The sequence below is a fragment of the Thioclava marina genome (genome assembly GCF_002020135.1).
GTDB classification, from domain to species: domain Bacteria; phylum Pseudomonadota; class Alphaproteobacteria; order Rhodobacterales; family Rhodobacteraceae; genus Thioclava; species Thioclava marina.
The window spans coordinates 662,773-674,609 of sequence record NZ_MPZS01000002.1; the positions used below are offsets into that span (position 1 = coordinate 662,773).

At 61.7% G+C, this 11,837-nt stretch carries 24 protein-coding genes; 3 read left to right on the forward strand and 21 right to left on the reverse strand.

What is annotated here, in order from left to right:
* Positions 1 to 41: 41 nt before the first annotated feature.
* The 12 genes from BMG00_RS13325 to rpmC form a co-directional block, all read right to left on the reverse strand.
* The gene (locus tag BMG00_RS13325) at positions 42 to 458 is read right to left on the reverse strand and encodes a universal stress protein (protein ID WP_078574693.1); all 417 of its coding nucleotides are present in this window, start codon (positions 456 to 458) and stop codon (positions 42 to 44) included.
* 258 nt (positions 459 to 716) lie between these two features.
* Positions 717 to 902, reverse strand: a complete 186-nt coding sequence (rpmD, locus tag BMG00_RS13330; protein WP_038073580.1) for a 50S ribosomal protein L30 — start codon at positions 900 to 902, stop codon at positions 717 to 719.
* A 12-nt stretch (positions 903 to 914) separates the two neighbouring features.
* Positions 915 to 1,484: a 30S ribosomal protein S5 gene (gene rpsE, locus BMG00_RS13335; RefSeq protein ID WP_078529364.1), complete on the reverse strand. Its 570-nt coding sequence runs from the start codon at positions 1,482 to 1,484 to the stop codon at positions 915 to 917.
* A gap of 117 nt (positions 1,485 to 1,601) precedes the next feature.
* Positions 1,602 to 1,961: a 50S ribosomal protein L18 gene (rplR, locus tag BMG00_RS13340; RefSeq protein WP_078529362.1), complete on the reverse strand. Its 360-nt coding sequence runs from the start codon at positions 1,959 to 1,961 to the stop codon at positions 1,602 to 1,604.
* A gap of 11 nt (positions 1,962 to 1,972) precedes the next feature.
* Complete coding sequence (rplF, locus tag BMG00_RS13345) at positions 1,973 to 2,506, reverse strand: 50S ribosomal protein L6 (protein WP_078529360.1); 534 nt, start codon at positions 2,504 to 2,506, stop codon at positions 1,973 to 1,975.
* Between the two features lie 10 nt (positions 2,507 to 2,516).
* Complete coding sequence (rpsH, locus tag BMG00_RS13350) at positions 2,517 to 2,915, reverse strand: 30S ribosomal protein S8 (RefSeq protein ID WP_093470092.1); 399 nt, start codon at positions 2,913 to 2,915, stop codon at positions 2,517 to 2,519.
* A gap of 10 nt (positions 2,916 to 2,925) precedes the next feature.
* Positions 2,926 to 3,231, reverse strand: coding sequence for a 30S ribosomal protein S14 (gene rpsN, locus BMG00_RS13355; protein ID WP_078529358.1), 306 nt, complete (start codon positions 3,229 to 3,231; stop codon positions 2,926 to 2,928).
* Positions 3,232 to 3,250: 19 nt separating this feature from the next.
* A complete protein-coding gene (rplE, locus tag BMG00_RS13360) occupies positions 3,251 to 3,808 on the reverse strand; it encodes a 50S ribosomal protein L5 (protein WP_078529356.1) in 558 nt (185 codons plus the stop codon).
* Positions 3,808 to 4,113: a 50S ribosomal protein L24 gene (gene rplX / locus BMG00_RS13365; protein WP_078574694.1), complete on the reverse strand. Its 306-nt coding sequence runs from the start codon at positions 4,111 to 4,113 to the stop codon at positions 3,808 to 3,810. Before rplX ends, rplE begins: the two co-directional genes overlap by 1 nt.
* Entirely contained in the window at positions 4,113 to 4,481 is a 369-nt protein-coding gene (rplN, locus tag BMG00_RS13370) for a 50S ribosomal protein L14 (RefSeq protein ID WP_038073566.1), read from the reverse strand. The genes rplX and rplN overlap by 1 nt, the downstream gene beginning before the upstream one ends.
* A 77-nt stretch (positions 4,482 to 4,558) precedes the next feature.
* Positions 4,559 to 4,792, reverse strand: coding sequence for a 30S ribosomal protein S17 (gene rpsQ, locus BMG00_RS13375; protein WP_078529352.1), 234 nt, complete (start codon positions 4,790 to 4,792; stop codon positions 4,559 to 4,561).
* Between the two features lie 12 nt (positions 4,793 to 4,804).
* The gene (gene rpmC, locus BMG00_RS13380; RefSeq protein WP_038073562.1) at positions 4,805 to 5,005 is read right to left on the reverse strand and encodes a 50S ribosomal protein L29; all 201 of its coding nucleotides are present in this window, start codon (positions 5,003 to 5,005) and stop codon (positions 4,805 to 4,807) included.
* Between the two features lie 185 nt (positions 5,006 to 5,190).
* Between rpmC and BMG00_RS13385 the strand changes: the two genes are divergently transcribed.
* Both BMG00_RS13385 and BMG00_RS13390 read left to right on the forward strand, forming a co-directional pair.
* Positions 5,191 to 5,814 carry a 2OG-Fe(II) oxygenase family protein gene (locus tag BMG00_RS13385; protein WP_078574695.1) on the forward strand — a complete coding sequence of 208 codons (624 nt, stop codon included), beginning with the start codon at positions 5,191 to 5,193 and terminating at the stop codon, positions 5,812 to 5,814.
* Positions 5,815 to 5,891: 77 nt separating this feature from the next.
* The gene (locus BMG00_RS13390) at positions 5,892 to 6,293 is read left to right on the forward strand and encodes a VOC family protein (RefSeq protein ID WP_078574696.1); all 402 of its coding nucleotides are present in this window, start codon (positions 5,892 to 5,894) and stop codon (positions 6,291 to 6,293) included.
* Between the two features lie 88 nt (positions 6,294 to 6,381).
* Here the strand turns inward: BMG00_RS13390 and rplP are convergent, their stop codons facing one another.
* Genes rplP through rplB form a run of 5 tightly spaced genes read right to left on the reverse strand, consistent with a single transcriptional unit; the run spans position 6,382 to position 9,024 of the window.
* Entirely contained in the window at positions 6,382 to 6,795 is a 414-nt protein-coding gene (gene rplP, locus BMG00_RS13395) for a 50S ribosomal protein L16 (protein ID WP_078529346.1), read from the reverse strand.
* 14 nt (positions 6,796 to 6,809) lie between these two features.
* Positions 6,810 to 7,517, reverse strand: coding sequence for a 30S ribosomal protein S3 (gene rpsC / locus BMG00_RS13400; protein WP_078529344.1), 708 nt, complete (start codon positions 7,515 to 7,517; stop codon positions 6,810 to 6,812).
* Positions 7,517 to 7,897 carry a 50S ribosomal protein L22 gene (gene rplV, locus BMG00_RS13405; RefSeq protein WP_078529342.1) on the reverse strand — a complete coding sequence of 127 codons (381 nt, stop codon included), beginning with the start codon at positions 7,895 to 7,897 and terminating at the stop codon, positions 7,517 to 7,519. The genes rpsC and rplV overlap by 1 nt, the downstream gene beginning before the upstream one ends.
* A gap of 5 nt (positions 7,898 to 7,902) precedes the next feature.
* The gene (gene rpsS, locus BMG00_RS13410) at positions 7,903 to 8,181 is read right to left on the reverse strand and encodes a 30S ribosomal protein S19 (RefSeq protein ID WP_078529341.1); all 279 of its coding nucleotides are present in this window, start codon (positions 8,179 to 8,181) and stop codon (positions 7,903 to 7,905) included.
* 3 nt (positions 8,182 to 8,184) lie between these two features.
* Positions 8,185 to 9,024, reverse strand: coding sequence for a 50S ribosomal protein L2 (gene rplB / locus BMG00_RS13415; protein ID WP_038073548.1), 840 nt, complete (start codon positions 9,022 to 9,024; stop codon positions 8,185 to 8,187).
* A 256-nt stretch (positions 9,025 to 9,280) separates the two neighbouring features.
* On the opposite strand from rplB, the gene BMG00_RS13420 reads away from it, so the two are divergent.
* Positions 9,281 to 9,586 (forward strand): SH3 domain-containing protein, encoded by a 306-nt coding sequence (locus BMG00_RS13420; protein WP_078574697.1) that lies wholly within the window; start codon positions 9,281 to 9,283, stop codon positions 9,584 to 9,586.
* A gap of 85 nt (positions 9,587 to 9,671) precedes the next feature.
* On the opposite strand, the gene BMG00_RS13425 is transcribed toward BMG00_RS13420, so the two are convergent.
* From BMG00_RS13425 to rpsJ, 4 genes are read right to left on the reverse strand one after another with little or no spacing between them, the layout of a single operon-like run.
* Positions 9,672 to 9,968, reverse strand: a complete 297-nt coding sequence (locus BMG00_RS13425) for a 50S ribosomal protein L23 (protein ID WP_038073544.1) — start codon at positions 9,966 to 9,968, stop codon at positions 9,672 to 9,674.
* The gene (gene rplD / locus BMG00_RS13430) at positions 9,965 to 10,585 is read right to left on the reverse strand and encodes a 50S ribosomal protein L4 (protein ID WP_078529337.1); all 621 of its coding nucleotides are present in this window, start codon (positions 10,583 to 10,585) and stop codon (positions 9,965 to 9,967) included. Before rplD ends, BMG00_RS13425 begins: the two co-directional genes overlap by 4 nt.
* Entirely contained in the window at positions 10,585 to 11,448 is an 864-nt protein-coding gene (gene rplC / locus BMG00_RS13435; protein WP_078529335.1) for a 50S ribosomal protein L3, read from the reverse strand. The genes rplD and rplC overlap by 1 nt, the downstream gene beginning before the upstream one ends.
* A 10-nt stretch (positions 11,449 to 11,458) precedes the next feature.
* Positions 11,459 to 11,767: a 30S ribosomal protein S10 gene (gene rpsJ, locus BMG00_RS13440; protein ID WP_036639457.1), complete on the reverse strand. Its 309-nt coding sequence runs from the start codon at positions 11,765 to 11,767 to the stop codon at positions 11,459 to 11,461.
* Positions 11,768 to 11,837: the final 70 nt, after the last annotated feature.

An 11,837-nucleotide genomic window follows, 5' to 3' on the forward strand; every position in this document is an offset into this window, starting at 1 on the left:
TGCCGTCCTCCTGTCCTTGTGTGTTGATTCTTGGTGCGCGTTCAGCCGCGCACGAGAAAGACCGAAGCCTGCGCATGGGCCGCGAGATGACCACCGTGCGACGCCCAGACATAATCCGCGACATTGGGCAGATGCGTGGCCATCACGACGAGATCCGTTCCCAAGGTCTTGCTTGCTTCGAGCAAGTGCTTGTCGAGGTCGATCGCAGGGTCGTGCGCAACGATCATATGCGCGGCGCTTCGATAGCCCTTTTCTGCGGCCTTGGAGGACGCGAATTCCTTCAGACGCGCCTCGTATTCCTTCGGATTGTGCCCGAGCGCATTCGGCTCCGGGCTGGTGACGCCCACGAAGATCACGTCGGCATCATGCGTGGTTGCGAGTTCCGCTACGATGCTCAGCGCCTTGCCCATCTTTTCGACATGACGCAGATCCACCGGAACCATGATTTTATTGAACATTTTAATCCCTCACGTTTCCGTAGTTCCCGGCGAGAGCATGCGGGGAACCTATCCGACCAACGGGTGCCTTGGGGTCGGGTTCCAAAAAACGTGAATAAAATCATATGAAATGACACAGGAACGGGGCGCGAGCGTATCGCTCCCGAGCAGTTTGCAGCCGCCGTTCCGAAAAGCTTCGCGGGCGCTTCGCGACACGGAATAGCAAAACGCCCCGGCCTTGCGGTCGGGGCGTTTCGTTTTTCACCAGAACCGTTTGGCTCAGGCTTTTTCTTCGATGATCGCCACGAGGTGCGGGATCTTCGCGACCATGCCACGCACGGCCGGGGTGTCTTCCAGCTCGCGGGTGCGGTTCATCTTGTTCAGACCCAGACCTTTCAGCGTCTCACGCTGGATGGCGGGGCGACGGATCGGCGAACCGATCTGCTTGACGACGATGGTAGCCATTGATCGCTCTCCTTACGCTTCCGAAGCTTCGGCGGTCGCCTCAGCCTCGGGCTTCTTCAGGATGTCGGCCACTTTCTTGCCACGGCGCGCTGCCACCTGACGGGGGCTCGCTTCCTTGGTCAGACCGTTCAGCGTGGCGCGGATCATGTTGTAGGGGTTCTGCGAGCCCAGCGACTTCGACACGACGTCCTTGACGCCGAGCATTTCGAAGACAGCACGCATCGGACCACCTGCGATGATACCGGTACCTTCCGGGGCGGTGCGCATCACAACACGACCGGCGCCGTGACGGCCCTCGATGTCGTGGTGCAGGGTGCGGCCGTCACGCAGCGGCACGCGAACCATCTGGCGCTTCGCCTGTTCGGTCGCCTTGCGGATCGCTTCCGGAACTTCCTTGGCCTTGCCCTTGCCGAAGCCGACACGGCCGCGCTGGTCGCCGACGACCACGAGGGCTGCGAAGCCGAAGCGCTTACCACCCTTCACGGTTTTCGACACACGGTTGATCGCAACAAGGCGATCGGCGAATTCCGGGGTTTCTTCGCGCTCTTCGCGGCGGCCCCGACGGTTGTCACGTTCTGCCATAAGGCATTCCTTCTCGTGATGGCGTGGTAACACGCCGTTTCATCCAATCCAGGTGAGCGCCCCATCGCGGGGACGCTCCCGGATCATCGGGGTGGCGTTGCCGCCACCCTCCGGTTCTTAGAACTTCAGACCGCCTTCGCGGGCTGCATCGGCAAGCGCCTTGATCTTCCCGTGGAACAGGAAGCCGCCGCGATCGAAGTAGCAGGTTTCGACACCGGCTTTCTTCGCACGCTCGGCGATCGCAGCACCGACTTTCGCCGCCGCTTCGACGTTGTTCTTGCCGACGACGCCGAGATCTTTCTCGAGCGACGAGGCCGAAGCCAGCGTCACGCCGTTGACGTCGTCGATCAGCTGAACGCTGATGTTCTTCGACGAGCGGTGAACCGAAAGACGGGCGCGACCAGCGGCCATCTTGCGAAGTTTGTTCCGGACGCGCAGGCGGCGCTTGAGGAACAGATCCCGTTTGCTGTTTGCCATTTTCGCGTTCCTTACTTCTTCTTACCTTCTTTGCGGAAGATATACTCGCCCTTGTAGCGGATGCCCTTGCCCTTGTAGGGCTCCGGCGCACGCCACTCGCGGATGTTGGCCGCAACCTGGCCCACCTGCTGCTGGTCGATACCTTCCACAACGATCTCGGTCTGCTTCGGAGCCGTCACGGTCACGCCGTTCGGGACTTCGAAGTTCACCTCGTGCGAGTAGCCGAGCGACAGCTTCAGGACGTTGCCCTGCATCTGGGCGCGGTAACCGACACCCTGGATTTCGAGCTCTTTCTTGAATCCCTCGGTCACGCCGGTGACGAGGTTGGCGACCTGCGAGCGCACCATGCCCCATTGCTGGCGGGCGCGCTTCGACTGGCCACGCGGGGTGACCTTGACGGCGTTGTCTTCGACCGCGAGGGTCACGTCGTCGGTGGCGGTGAAGGTGCGGGTGCCTTTCGGCCCCTTCACCTCGATGGTCTGGCCCGACAGAGACGCCGAAACGCCGCTGGGAAGCTCGACCGGTTTCTTACCAATACGAGACATTGAGCCCTCCTTAGAACACGGTGCAGAGCACTTCACCGCCAACATTGGCAGTGCGCGCACTTGCATCCGACATCACGCCCTTCGAGGTCGAGACGATGGAAACGCCCAGGCCCTGACGGACCGACGGCACGTCCTTGGCAGCCATGTACACACGACGGCCGGGGGTCGAAACGCGCTTGAGTTCGCGGATGACCGGGGTGCCTTCGTAGTACTTGAGGCTGATTTCGAGCTCCGGATGACCTTTCGAGTCAGCGGTTTTCTCATAGCCACGGATGTAGCCCTCGTCCTTGAGCACGTCGAGCACCCAGGCGCGCAGCTTCGAAGCCGGCGTACGGACGGTGGATTTGCCACGCATTTGAGCGTTGCGGATGCGGGTCAGCATATCGCCGAGAGGATCGTTCACAGACATGTCGCCCTCCTTACCAGCTCGACTTCACCATGCCGGGGATCTGGCCATAGGAGGCCAGGTCGCGCAGCATGATCCGCGAGAGTTTGAGCTTACGGTAGTAAGCATGGGGACGACCGGTGAGCTGGCAACGATTGTGCAGCCGGGTCGCCGACGAGTTGCGGGGCAGTTCCGCGAGTTTCAGAGACGCCTTGAAGCGGTCTTCCATCGGGCGGTCCTGATCCGCGATAATTTCCTTGAGCGCGGCCCGTTTCGCAGCGTACTTGTTCACAAGACGCTGGCGCTTAACTTCGCGCGCAACCATGGATTTCTTAGCCATTGATTGAGTTCCTCCGCGATCAGGCGTTGAAAGGCATGTTGAAAGCTTTCAACAGCGCCTTCGCTTCGGCATCCACGTCAGACGTGGTCACCATGATGATGTCCATGCCGAGAACCTCGTCGACCTTGTCGAAGTCGATTTCCGGGAACACGATGTGTTCCTTGAGGCCCATGGCAAAGTTGCCGCGGCCGTCGAAGGACGGTTTCACGCCGCGGAAGTCACGGACGCGCGGCATGGCGACGTTGATCAGACGGTCGAGGAATTCGTACATCCGGTCGCCGCGCAGGGTGACTTTGCAGCCCAGCGGCATTTCTTCACGGACGCGGAAGCCTGCGATCGACTTCTTCGCCTTGGTCATCACGGCCTTCTGACCGGCGATGAGCGAGAGCTCCTCGGCAGCCTGCTTGACCTTCTTGGTGTCCTTGACGGCTTCACCAACGCCCATGTTGAGAACGATCTTCTCAAGGCGCGGGATCTGCATGTCGTTCTTGTAGCCGAACTCTTCTTTCAGCGCCGCACGGATCTGGTCCTTGTAGAGCGCTTTCAGACGCGGAGTGTAGGTCGCTTGATCAAGCATCAGATCGCCTCCCCGGTGGTCTTGGCGAAACGCACCTTCTTGCCGTCTTCCTCACGGAAGCCGACGCGGGTGGCTTTGCCGTTGGCATCCATCAGAGCCAGGTTCGACAGGTCGATCGGCATCGCCTTCGGCTGACGGCCACCCTGGGTGGTCTGGGTCTGACGCTGGTGACGGATCGCGACGTTCACGCCGTCCACGACAGCCTTGCCGGCTTTCGGGTCAACCGAGGTGATCTCACCTTGCTTGCCCTTGTCCTTGCCGGCGAGCACGACGACCTTGTCGCCTTTACGGAGTTTAGCAGCCATCACAGCACCTCCGGAGCAAGCGAGATGATCTTCATGAAGTTCTTGGCGCGCAGCTCGCGCACGACCGGCCCGAAGATACGGGTGCCGACCGGCTCGCCCGCGTTGTTCAGGATGACGGCGGCGTTGCGGTCGAAACGGATGGCGGTGCCATCTTCACGACGAACTTCCTTGGCGGTGCGCACGACGACGGCCTTGCGGACGTCACCTTTCTTCACGCGGCCGCGCGGGATCGCTTCCTTGACCGACACCACAATGATGTCGCCCACGGATGCGTAACGGCGGTGCGAGCCGCCGAGGACCTTGATGCACTGAACTCGGCGAGCGCCGGAGTTGTCAGCGACATCCAGATTGGTCTGCATCTGGATCATGGGGTTACTCCCGACCTTTGGGGACGCCTATGCAGTAAGGGCCCCAGGGTTTCGAATACTGGCGATATGGCCCCGGCTTACGCCGAAACCACGACCCGCCAGCGCTTGGTCTTCGAGATCGGCGCGCATTCTTCGATGCGAACAATGTCACCGGTCTTGAACTGGTTTTCCGCGTCATGGGCGCGGTATTTCTTCGATTTCCGGATCGTCTTCTTGAGAACCGGATGCGTGAAGCGGCGCTCGACCGAAACGGTGATGGTCTGGTCGTTCTTGTCCGACGTCACGGTGCCTTGCAGGATGCGTTTGGGCATAGGAAGCTCTCCTTACTTCGCGGCTTCAGCGGCTTTGGCGTTCAGCACGGTCTTGATCCGCGCAACGTCACGACGAACGGTGCGCATGCGCGCGGTGTTCTCGAGCTGGCCGGTGGCTTGCTGAAAGCGGAGGTTGAAGGCTTCTTTTTTCAGCGCGACGAGCTGATCACGCAGCTCATCAGGCGTCTTCGCCTTGAGTTCTTGGGCGTTCATCCCGGGTCCTTTCTTGGCATCAGAGGGCCCCTCGCGGGTGACCCTGTATCTGATGGGTTATGTCGGTCCTGAATTCAGGAACTCGGGGCCAATATCAGAGAGAATCGGATATGGCAAGGATTGTTTGGCCTTTGCCCTCCGATCGGGTAGGAGAAGGCAACTTCCCCCTCTCGGAGCGCCCAGCCATGTCGCAAATCGAAAGCCTCTTCGCAACCCGCCTTTACCGCGCGAAACTCTCGGAACTCGGCCCCAAGGTCGACACCGACGAGTTGGAGGCCTCGTGCTACGCGATCGCCGAGGATGACGAGGCGGGCCAGGAATGGTGCGAGGAGAACGGCTATCCGGGCTATACGTCCTACGCCTCGCTCACCGACCTGCCCTGGCGCTTCCCGATCTTCGACGACATCGTGAAATCGCTAGACAAGCACGTCGCGGCCTTTGCCGAGGATCTGCAATTCGAGCTTGGCGGCGGCAAGCTGGTGCTGGAGGATCTGTGGATCAACATCCTGCCCGAGGGCGGCACGCATGGCTCGCATATCCACCCCCATTCGGTGATCTCTGGCACGACCTATGTCGCGATGCCCGACGGCGCCTCGGCACTGAAACTCGAAGACCCGCGGCTGGCGATGATGATGGCCGCACCGACGCGGGTGAAAACCGCACGGCGAGAATTGCAGCCCTTCATCTACGTCGCCCCCGAGCCCGGCGAGGTGCTTCTCTGGGAAAGCTGGCTGCGCCACGAAGTGCCGATGAACATGTCGGAATACGACCGGATCTCGGTGAGCTTCAATTACAAGTGGGTGGAGTGAGGCGGAGCACATCCCTTTACATTCCCTCGTTCCGACACAGTTGAAGCAACGCAATAAAACTGTTCAAGGAGTGAGAGATGACAAACGCCCCCGCAACCTTGTTCGATGCGCTGGTCACACCGGGTATCATCCTTTTCACCGAGCGATTTGACGACTGCGTTGTCTTCTACCGGGACAAGCTGGGGCTGCCTGTCTGGTTCGAGAAGCCAGACTTGTGCTGTCTGCGCTTCGGCTCCGGCTATCTGATGGTGGAAACCGGCGGGAACGCGAGTGCCGAACGCAAGGCGATCGCCGAGAACCCTACCGTGCTGCGCTTCAACGTGGCCGATGTCGAGCTATCGGCACGCCTTCTCGCAGCGCAGGGCATCGGTGTGAAGATAACACACCATGACTGGGGAACGACGGGCGCCTTTCTGGATCCCGACGGGAATGTCTGCGGCCTCAAGGATGCGGACGACCCCTATTTTTCTCAACCTTGAGACGCCGCCTACCGGAACGCGCCCCACACAAACCAAAAGCCCCGCCATCTCTGGCGGGGCTTTCGTTTCTCTCGCGGTCAGACCGGGATTACCAGTCCTGACGCTCGACGATGCGGCAGGCAACGGGGAGCTTCGCGGCGCCGAGGCGCAGGGCCTCACGCGCGACGACTTCGTTGACGCCGTCGATTTCGAACATCACGCGGCCGGGTTTGACCTTGGCGGCCCAACGGTCGACCGAGCCCTTACCTTTACCCATACGGACTTCGGTGGGTTTCGCGGTGATCGGGGTATCCGGGAAGATCCGGATCCAGACACGGCCCTGACGCTTCATGTGGCGGGTGATCGCACGACGCGCGGCTTCGATCTGACGGGCGGTGACGCGCTCGGGCGCCACTGCCTTGAGGCCGAAGTGACCGAAGTTCAGGTCAAAGCCACCTTTGGCTTCGCCGTGGATCCGGCCTTTGTGCATCTTGCGGAACTTCGTCCGTTTCGGTTGCAGCATGACTATCTACTCCCTCAGCGATCGCGACGCGGGCCGCGCGGAGCCGGGCCCTCTTGGGCTTCGGCGTGCTTGCGGTCGCGAGCTTGCGGATCATGTTCCATGATCTCGCCTTTGAAGATCCACACCTTGATGCCGATGATCCCGTAGGGGGTCATGGCTTCGGAGAGTGCGTAATCGATGTCGGCACGCAGGGTGTGCAGCGGCACACGGCCTTCGCGATACCACTCGGTGCGCGCGATCTCGGCACCGCCCAGACGGCCGGCGACGTTGACGCGAATACCAAGGGCACCCATGCGCATCGCGTTCTGCACGGCGCGCTTCATGGCGCGGCGGAACGAGACACGGCGCTCGAGCTGCTGAGCGATCGACTCGGCGACGAGCTGCGCGTCGAGTTCCGGCTTGCGGACTTCGACGATGTTCAGGTGCAGCTCGCTGTCGGTGAAGTTCGCCAGCTTCTTGCGCAGCGCTTCGATGTCAGCGCCTTTCTTGCCGATGATGACGCCCGGACGCGCAGCGTGAATGGTCACGCGGCACTTCTTGTGCGGACGCTCGATGATGACGCGGCTGACGCCGGCCTGCTTGGCTTCCTCGTGGATGAACTCGCGGATCTTGAGATCCTCGAGCAGGAGGTTGCCGTAGTCCTTGCTGTCGGCGTACCAGCGGCTGTCCCAGGTGCGGTTGACCTGGAGGCGCATGCCAATCGGATTGACCTTCTGACCCATTACGCTTGCTCCTCGATCTGGCGCACCTTGATGGTGAGTTCCGAAAACGGCTTCATGATCTTGCCGAAGCGGCCACGTGCCCGCGGACGGCCACGCTTCATCACCAGGTTCTTGCCAACCCAGGCTTCGGCCACGACGAGCTCATCCACGTCCAGGCCGTGGTTGTTCTCAGCGTTGGCGATCGCCGACTGGAGGCATTTCTTCACGTCGACAGCGATACGCTTCTTCGAGAAGGTGAGATCGGCCAGAGCCTTGTCGACCTTCTTGCCACGGATCATCGCAGCGACGAGGTTCAGTTTCTGCGGCGAGGTGCGAAGCATGCGGGTTTTCGCCATTGCTTCGTTGTCCGCCACGCGGCGCGGATTCTTTTCCTTACCCATGACGATTACTTCCTCTTGGCTTTCTTGTCGGCCGCATGCCCGTAGTAAGTACGGGTCGGCGAGTATTCACCGAATTTCTGACCGATCATTTCCTCGGTGACGTTCACCGGGATGTGCTTCTGGCCGTTGTAGACCCCGAAGGTGAGGCCCACGAATTGCGGCAGGATGGTGGAACGACGCGACCAGATCTTGATCACTTCGCCTTTGCCCGACTCGCGCGCCTTTTCCGCTTTCTTCAGCAGATAGGCGTCAACGAAAGGGCCTTTCCAAACAGAACGAGACATATCTTAGCGACCCTTCTTCTTCGCGTGACGCGAACGCAGGATGTACTGGTCCGTCTTCTTGTTCGAGCGGGTGCGCTTGCCCTTGGTGGGCTTGCCCCACGGCGTCACCGGGTGACGGCCACCCGAGGTGCGGCCTTCACCACCACCATGCGGGTGGTCGATCGGGTTCATCGCGACACCGCGAACGGTCGGACGCACGCCCATGTGGCGCTTGCGGCCGGCTTTACCGAGGTTCTGGTTCGAGTGGTCAGCGTTCGACACGGCACCGATGGTGGCCATGCATTCCTGACGCACGAGGCGCAGTTCGCCCGAGCTCAGACGCAGCTGTGCGTAGCCGCCGTCACGGCCGACGAACTGGGCGTAGGTGCCCGCGGCGCGTGCGATCTGGCCGCCCTTGCCGGGCTTCAGCTCGACGTTGTGGACGATGGTACCGATCGGCATGCCCGAGAAGGGCATCGCGTTGCCCGGCTTCACGTCCTGCTTGGCGCCCGCGATCACGGTGTCGCCGACAGCGAGACGCTGCGGAGCGAGGATGTAGGCGAGCTCGCCATCTTGATACTTGATCAGCGCGATGAAGGCGGTGCGGTTCGGATCGTATTCGATCCGCTCGACGGTCGCCGGAACATCGAACTTGCGACGCTTGAAGTCGACGATGCGGTAGAGACGCTTGGCGCCACCACCCTTGTGCCACATCGTGATCCGCCCGGTATTGTTCCGGCCACCCGTCTTGGTCAGACCCTCAGTGAGGGCTTTGACCGGACGGCCTTTCCAAAGCTCCGAACGGTCGATCAGAACCAGCCCACGCTGGCCCGGCGTCGTCGGTTTATACGACTTGAGTGCCATGCTTTCTGTCTTCCGTTAGCTTGCGGCGAGTTGCCTCGCCTGTCTGTGTGTATAGGGCCCCGAAGGTCCCCGAATTCAAAAATCACGGGCCCCGGAACGAATCCGAGGCCTCGAGACTGGCGCGATGTAGCAGGGATGCGGGGGTGAGTCTATAGGCTTGGGCCTGAATTCGCGCATGATGCGCCGCCGCAACTGGAATTCGCGGCATGAAGACGCCACAGTGGCTGCTAGGCAGACAACAACAACAGGAGCCCCCATGCGTCGAGCGATCTTCAGTCCGCTGGCCACCGCCCTCGCGACGGCCACCCTTCTCGCCCCCCCTGCCCTCGCCGATGCCTGGCGCGGCACCTATCTGGTCGCCGGGGTGAAGGGCGAGGACATGCTGAAAATGCGCGAGGGCCCCGGCACCGGCTACCAGGTGATCGTGGGGCTTCCCAACGGCACGGTCGTCCGTGTCCAGAGCTGCGAACGGATCGGCAATACCCGCTGGTGCAATATCCGGCTCGACCGCGCGCCGGGGCTCAAGGGCTACGTCTCCGAGAGCTACCTTCGGGAGAAGTGAGGGCCCGGCCCTACCTGCGCCAACCATCAAACGAAAAGGCCCCCGCGAACGCGAGGGCCTTTCCAATTTCACGATCCGGAACGGATCAGAGACCGGTCGACACGTCGATCGTGTTGCCTTCTTCCAGCGTCACGTAGGCTTTTTTCACGTCCGAACGCTTGCCCGGGATGCCCCGGAAGCGCTTGGTCTTGCCTTTGGTGATGGTGGTGTTGACCGCCTTCACCTTGACGCCGAAGAGGGTCTCCACGGCTTCCTTGATCTGCGGCTTCGAGGCGGTTTTCGCCACTTCGAAGACCACGGCGCCGTTCTCCGAGGCCATGGTGGCTTTCTCGGTGATGATCGGCTTGACGATCACGTCGTAATGTTCGGGTTTCGCGCTCATTTCAGACGAGCCTCCAGAGCTTCGACACCCGCCTTCGTGAGCACGAGCGTGTCACGCTTGAGGATGTCATAGACATTGGCGCCCATCGAGGGCAGCACGTCGATGCCTTCGATGTTGCGCGCGGCTTTGGCGAAGTTCTCGTTCACCTCGGCACCGTCGATCACCAGGACCTTCTTCCAGCCCAGCTCCTTCGCGGCTTTCGCAAGCAGCTTGGTCTTGGCTTCGGCCATCACGGCATCGTCCAGCACCACCAGCTTGCCGCTGGCCGCTTTCGACGACAGCGCGTGCTTCAGACCCAGAGCCCGGAACTTCTTGGGCAGGTCATGAGCGTGGCTGCGCGGGGTCGGGCCCTTGTAGACACCACCCTTGCGGAAGATCGGAGCCTTGCGGGAGCCGTGGCGTGCGCCACCGGTGCCCTTCTGGCGGTAGATCTTCTTGGTCGAGTAGCTGACTTCCGACTTGGTCAAGACCGAGTGGGTGCCAGCTTGCGCTTTCGCACGCTGCCAGCGCACGACGCGGTGCAGGATGTCCGCACGCGGCTCGAGCCCGAAGATCTCGTCGGAGAGGTCGATCGAACCGGCCTTGCCGGCGTCGAGTTTGATCACGTCGAGTTTCATCACTTGTCTCCTTCGGGCGCGTCACCCGCGTCGTCAGCCTTGTCGGCCTCGATCGAGGCTTCGGCTTCCTTCAGCGCGGCGGCTTCCTGAGCAGCTTGCTCTTCGGCGAGACGCTTGGCTTCGGCCTCGGCCTCGGCAGCAGCGGCGGCGGCAGCTTCTTCAGCGGCTTTCGCGGCGGCTTCGGCAGCCGATTTCAGCGCGGCCGGGTAGATCACGTTCTCCGAGAGCGGCTTCTTCACGGCGTCTTTCACCGTGACCCAGCCACCCTTGGCGCCCGGGACCGAACCCTTGACCATGATCAGGCCACGATCGGCGTCGGTCTTGACCACTTGCAGGTTCTGGGTCGTGACGCGGACGGCACCGAGGTGACCGGCCATCTTCTTGCCCTTGAACACGCGGCCCGGATCCTGACACTGACCGGTCGAACCGTGCGAGCGGTGCGAGATCGACACGCCGTGCGAGGCGCGCAGACCACCGAAGTTGTGACGCTTCATCGCACCCGCGAAACCCTTACCGATCGAGGTGCCCGCGATATCCACGAACTGACCTTCGAAGTAATGGTTGGCGGTGATCTCCTCGCCCACGTCGATGAGGTTTTCCTCGGCGACGCGGAATTCGGCGACCTTGCGCTTGGGCGCCACGTTCGCTTTCGCGAAGTGACCGCGCATCGCAGCCGTGGTGCGCTTGGCCTTGGCTTCGCCGGCGCCGAGCTGAACGGCCGTGTAGCCGTCCTTGTCGGCGGTGCGCTGAGCCACCACCTGAAGTTTGTCGAGTTGGAGAACGGTCACAGGAACCTGCTTGCCGTCCTCGAGGAAGAGCCGGGTCATGCCCAGCTTCTTGGCGATAACACCAGTCCGCAGCATGTTGCTCTCCTTAAACCTTGATCTCGACGTCAACGCCCGCAGCGAGGTCGAGCTTCATCAGCGCGTCCACGGTCTGGGGGGTCGGGTCGACGATGTCGAGAAGACGCTTGTGCGTACGGATTTCCCACTGGTCGCGCGACTTCTTGTCGATGTGCGGACCACGCAGAACCGTGAATTTCTCGATCTTGTTCGGAAGCGGGATGGGCCCGCGAACCTGGGCACCGGTGCGTTTCGCGGTGTTGACGATTTCCTGGGTGCTGGCGTCCAGCACGCGGTAATCGAACGCCTTGAGCCGGATGCGGATATTTTGGCCGGTCATATGTCATGCCTCTCGCATGGCGTGAAGGTTGAGAGGCAGACGGCACCGAATGTGGCGCCTGCGTCGAACC

Coding starts and splice junctions, on each gene's coding strand:
- BMG00_RS13325 (WP_078574693.1), bottom strand. CDS start 458: ATGTTCAATAAAATCATGGTTCCGGTGGATCTGCGTCATGTCGAAAAG.
- rpmD (WP_038073580.1), bottom strand. CDS start 902: ATGGCTACCATCGTCGTCAAGCAGATCGGTTCGCCGATCCGTCGCCCC.
- rpsE (WP_078529364.1), bottom strand. CDS start 1,484: ATGGCAGAACGTGACAACCGTCGGGGCCGCCGCGAAGAGCGCGAAGAA.
- rplR (WP_078529362.1), bottom strand. CDS start 1,961: ATGGCAAACAGCAAACGGGATCTGTTCCTCAAGCGCCGCCTGCGCGTC.
- rplF (WP_078529360.1), bottom strand. CDS start 2,506: ATGTCTCGTATTGGTAAGAAACCGGTCGAGCTTCCCAGCGGCGTTTCG.
- rpsH (WP_093470092.1), bottom strand. CDS start 2,915: ATGTCTGTGAACGATCCTCTCGGCGATATGCTGACCCGCATCCGCAAC.
- rpsN (WP_078529358.1), bottom strand. CDS start 3,231: ATGGCTAAGAAATCCATGGTTGCGCGCGAAGTTAAGCGCCAGCGTCTT.
- rplE (WP_078529356.1), bottom strand. CDS start 3,808: ATGCTTGATCAAGCGACCTACACTCCGCGTCTGAAAGCGCTCTACAAG.
- rplX (WP_078574694.1), bottom strand. CDS start 4,113: ATGGCTGCTAAACTCCGTAAAGGCGACAAGGTCGTCGTGCTCGCCGGC.
- rplN (WP_038073566.1), bottom strand. CDS start 4,481: ATGATCCAGATGCAGACCAATCTGGATGTCGCTGACAACTCCGGCGCT.
- rpsQ (WP_078529352.1), bottom strand. CDS start 4,792: ATGCCCAAACGCATCCTGCAAGGCACCGTGACGTCGGACAAGAACGAC.
- rpmC (WP_038073562.1), bottom strand. CDS start 5,005: ATGAACGCCCAAGAACTCAAGGCGAAGACGCCTGATGAGCTGCGTGAT.
- BMG00_RS13385 (WP_078574695.1), top strand. CDS start 5,191: ATGTCGCAAATCGAAAGCCTCTTCGCAACCCGCCTTTACCGCGCGAAA.
- BMG00_RS13390 (WP_078574696.1), top strand. CDS start 5,892: ATGACAAACGCCCCCGCAACCTTGTTCGATGCGCTGGTCACACCGGGT.
- rplP (WP_078529346.1), bottom strand. CDS start 6,795: ATGCTGCAACCGAAACGGACGAAGTTCCGCAAGATGCACAAAGGCCGG.
- rpsC (WP_078529344.1), bottom strand. CDS start 7,517: ATGGGTCAGAAGGTCAATCCGATTGGCATGCGCCTCCAGGTCAACCGC.
- rplV (WP_078529342.1), bottom strand. CDS start 7,897: ATGGGTAAGGAAAAGAATCCGCGCCGCGTGGCGGACAACGAAGCAATG.
- rpsS (WP_078529341.1), bottom strand. CDS start 8,181: ATGTCTCGTTCTGTTTGGAAAGGCCCTTTCGTTGACGCCTATCTGCTG.
- rplB (WP_038073548.1), bottom strand. CDS start 9,024: ATGGCACTCAAGTCGTATAAACCGACGACGCCGGGCCAGCGTGGGCTG.
- BMG00_RS13420 (WP_078574697.1), top strand. CDS start 9,281: ATGCGTCGAGCGATCTTCAGTCCGCTGGCCACCGCCCTCGCGACGGCC.
- BMG00_RS13425 (WP_038073544.1), bottom strand. CDS start 9,968: ATGAGCGCGAAACCCGAACATTACGACGTGATCGTCAAGCCGATCATC.
- rplD (WP_078529337.1), bottom strand. CDS start 10,585: ATGAAACTCGACGTGATCAAACTCGACGCCGGCAAGGCCGGTTCGATC.
- rplC (WP_078529335.1), bottom strand. CDS start 11,448: ATGCTGCGGACTGGTGTTATCGCCAAGAAGCTGGGCATGACCCGGCTC.
- rpsJ (WP_036639457.1), bottom strand. CDS start 11,767: ATGACCGGCCAAAATATCCGCATCCGGCTCAAGGCGTTCGATTACCGC.